Source organism: Streptomyces sp. 13-12-16 (genome assembly GCF_002114215.1).
Taxonomy (GTDB): Bacteria; Actinomycetota; Actinomycetes; order Streptomycetales; family Streptomycetaceae; genus Streptomyces.
The window spans coordinates 3,253-6,800 of sequence record NZ_NCTE01000784.1; the positions used below are offsets into that span (position 1 = coordinate 3,253).

4 protein-coding genes are annotated in these 3,548 nt (G+C 74.0%); 1 reads left to right on the forward strand and 3 read right to left on the reverse strand.

Features of this window, described 5'->3' with window-relative positions; genetic code table 11:
• Nucleotides 1-846, reverse strand: an 846-nt coding sequence (locus B7767_RS28845) for a universal stress protein (RefSeq protein ID WP_085574730.1), incomplete at its 3' end; no start/stop codon positions are given.
• 107 nt (nucleotides 847-953) lie between these two features.
• Between B7767_RS28845 and B7767_RS46640 the strand changes: the two genes are divergently transcribed.
• On the forward strand, nucleotides 954-1,178 hold the full coding sequence (locus B7767_RS46640) for a hypothetical protein (RefSeq protein ID WP_179167329.1): 225 nt from the start codon (nucleotides 954-956) through the stop codon (nucleotides 1,176-1,178).
• A gap of 324 nt (nucleotides 1,179-1,502) precedes the next feature.
• Here the strand turns inward: B7767_RS46640 and B7767_RS28855 are convergent, their stop codons facing one another.
• Entirely contained in the window at nucleotides 1,503-2,531 is a 1,029-nt protein-coding gene (locus B7767_RS28855) for an alcohol dehydrogenase catalytic domain-containing protein (protein WP_085574731.1), read from the reverse strand.
• A 143-nt stretch (nucleotides 2,532-2,674) separates the two neighbouring features.
• On the reverse strand, nucleotides 2,675-3,548 hold an 874-nt coding region (locus tag B7767_RS28860; RefSeq protein WP_179167330.1), incomplete at its 5' end, for an FAD-dependent monooxygenase.

A 3,548-nucleotide genomic window follows, 5' to 3' on the forward strand; every position in this document is an offset into this window, starting at 1 on the left:
GTGCGCGTGATGCAGCAGGGCCTGGCTGACCGAGCCCAGGAGCAGCCCGGCGAAACCGCCGCGCCCCCGCGCACCGACCACCACCAGCTGGGCGGAGCGGCTGGCCTCGATCAACGCCTCCCGCGTCCCGCCGTGCACCACCCTGTGCTCCACCACGACGCCCGGGTGGTGCTCCTGACGTCCGGCGAGCGCCTCGGACAGCAGCCTCTCCTCCTCCCCGGCCAGCGCTCCCGGCGGGTTCGCGTACGGCACGGACGCATCCTGCGGGGCGGGCATCGGCGCGTTCCACGCGGTCCAGGTGTGCAGCGCCACCAACGGCGCGTTCCGCAGGGCGGCCTCGGAGAAGGCGAAGTCCACGGCCTTCTGTCCCACGGCAGAGCCGTCGACGCCCAGCACGATCGGACCGTCGAGGAGGGGCTGCTCGCGCACGACCAGCACCGGGCACCGGCCGTGCGCCGCCAGATGCACCGCCGTCGACCCCACCAGCAGCCCGACGAACCCGCCCGTGCCCCGGTGTCCGACCACCACCAGCTCCGCGGCCCGCGACTGTGCCTCCAGAACGGTCAACGGCTCGCCGGTCAACACGACATGACCGACCTCGACCTCCGGCGCCACCGCCCGCGCCCGTTCGACCGCCTCGGCCACCAGACGATCCACCATGTTCCGCAGCCCGCCCTCCGGTGGTCCCAACGGCGACGGCCCCAGGGGCGCGTGCATCGCGGGCCAGACGAACGCGTGCACCAGCCGCAGCCCCGCCCCGCGCAGACGTGCCTCCCGCGCGGCGGCCTCCACCGCGGCGAGACTCGACGCCGAACCGTCCACGCCCACGACCACGAGACCGCTCACCGTGCCTCCCTCACATCGACGCCGTCACCTCTCACGTCCAGGTTCACCCCGGTCACGCTCCGCTGCACGGGGACGAGGGGCCACCACGGCCGTCGACCGGATCCCAGGTGTCCCGGCGCCGCCGACGCCGCGGCAACCTGGTCGAGGGACTGCTCCCCGTCCGGGAGCAGTCCCCGCAGCAGCCGGCTCCCGGCTTCCGCCAGGAACTCCCGCCAGGCGCGGGCGGCTCACTGCTCCGCGCGCAGCGGCCGCTGGTGCTCGGAGCGCAGGATGCGCAGCTTCTGTACCAGCGGGTCGGCCCCGAGCCCGGCGACATCGAGGCTGTGCCGTAGCCGAAGGCGCCCCGCACGACCGGGCGGCGTACGGCGTGTGCCGGTCATCGGGACGCCTCCGAGTCCGGGATGTCCTTCGCCCGGTGGGTGTCGAGGAGGGAGACGGGAGGCACGGAGAGCCGTCTGCGGGGTGGGGCGAGCAGGGCTTGTCAGCCGTGTTCCAGGGAGGTGTCGACTTCTTGCGGTCCTGCATCGCACGGCGTGTGGTGTCGCTCCGCGTCGCCGTATTTTCGTGGCCCCGGCTCGTTTCCACAGCACTACCGCTTTCATCGGCGAACTCTCTGGGAACCGGCCGGTCTTCCGTACTCCTGTGGGCCGGGCCCCTCACTCACGGCGCAGTGCGACCTTGAGCGCGCCGGACGTCGCGCCGTGGGAGAACACCTCGTAGGCGTCCAGCACCCGGTCGAGACCGAAGGTGTGGGTGACCAGCGGGGACACGCGCAGGCGCCCGAACCTCAGCAGCCCCAGCAGCCAGGGGGTGGAGGAGGTGTCGACCTGGCCGGTGCTGATCGTCACGTTCTTGCGCCACAGGGACTCGAGGTGCAGTGTGGCGGGTCTGCCGGGCGTGCCGATGACGGCGATGTGCCCTCCCGCACGGACGGCGCGTGTGCACAGGACGAAGCCCTCCGGTTCGCCCGACGCCTCGACGACCACGTCGGCGCCGGGCCCGTCGTACAGCTCGGCGATCATCCTCCCGGGCACCTCGGCGGCGTCGGCGCCCATGCGGACGGCGGCCTCCAGCCGGGCGGCCGACAGGTCCACCGCGATGACCCGGCGGGGCGAGTAGAGCCGCGCGATCGCCACCGTGGCGAGGCCGACCGGACCGGCGCCCACCACGACGACGGTGTCCCCCGGGCCCACCTCTCCGTTCCGCACGCCGACTTCGTAGGCGGTGGGGAGGACTTCGGCGAGCAGGACCGCGTCGTCGAGCGGCAGGGCGGGGGGCAGACGGTGGGTGGAGTGGTCGGCGAAGGGCACCCGCACGAACTCCGCCTGGGTCCCGTCGATCAGGTTCCCCAGGACCCATCCACCGCCCCCGCGGCACTGCCCGAACATGCGGTCGTGGCACGGCCGGCAGTGACCGCAGGCCGAGACGGACGAGACGATCACCTGGTTCCCGGGGCGCAGGTGGTGGACGTCCCGGCCGACCTCGACCACCTCGCCGACCGCCTCGTGGCCGAGGACCGTCCCCGCCTTCACCTCGGGCAGGTCCCCGCGCAGGATGTGCAGGTCGGTGCCGCAGACGGTGGTGGCCCCGACGCGCACGACGGCGTCGGCGGGATCCTCGATCGCCGGATCCGTGACGGTGTCCCAGGAGATCCGTCCGGGACCGTGGTAGACGAGGGCTCGCATGGTCACCCACTCCCTGGCGGCTCAGCCGGCTCCCTCCACCGTCGCCCCGGGCGGACGCCCGGGCAACCGGGGCCCCCAGACCGTCTGTTCCGCAGGACAGCCGGACCCCTGTGGCCGGGAGGAGGGGCTCCGTCGCCCAGTGTTCATGGCCGGACGGGCGGGGACGGCGCCGCGCCGATCAGGGAGAGCCAGCCGGTCAGCCCGGTGGGGTCGGTGGCCCCGCAGTGGAAGCCGACGTGCCCGTCCGGGCGGACGGCCACCAGACCGTGGCCGGGGCTGTTCGACAGCCGCAGGACGGTCACCCGAGGGTCGGCCGTGTCCGGCGGTGGAGCGGCGTCGCGTTGCAGCAGCAGGTGCACACCCGGGCGGGCCAGCAGCCCGTGCAGCCGCTGGGCGGGCCCTCCGACGCTGACGGCCGCGTCGGGCAGGCGGTCTCCCGGGCGGGGAGCCCCCCGCAGGGGCGGTGTCCCCTCCACCGACAGGGGACTGTGCCGGTAGTTCACGCGCAGTTGGGAGATGATGCGGACGACCTCGGCGACCAGTCGTCGCCGGCCGAGGAGCACGGGAATGGCGGGGGCCGCGCGCGGAGCGGCCACCGCGCGCAGCCATGAGGGGAGCCAGCCCGTCGACGCCTCCGCCCAGAACGCGGTGTGCGTCAGGAGCAGCCGTCGATGGGCAGCCGCTCTGCGCTCCCCTTCGTAGGAATCGAGCAGCACTTCGGCATCGAACCCGCCCGCGGAACCGCTCGCCGCGAAGCCGAGCTTCCAGCCGAGGTTCACCGCGTCCTGAATACCGGCGTTCATGCCCTGGCCGGTGGCCGGCGAGTAGGTGTGCGCCGCGTCCCCCGCGAGGAAGAGCCGCCCCCGGCGAAACCGCCGGGCGAGGCCGCACTGCAGCGGAACCCGCGCCGACCAGGCGAGATGCCCGATCCGTGCTGTCGTCCCGGCGTCGTTCAGGAGACACTGGAGCTCGGCTTCCGGAACGGCGGGGCCGGGCTGGCCGAAGTCCCGCCCGGCC

Coding starts and splice junctions, on each gene's coding strand:
- B7767_RS28855 (WP_085574731.1), bottom strand. CDS start 2,531: ATGCGAGCCCTCGTCTACCACGGTCCCGGACGGATCTCCTGGGACACC.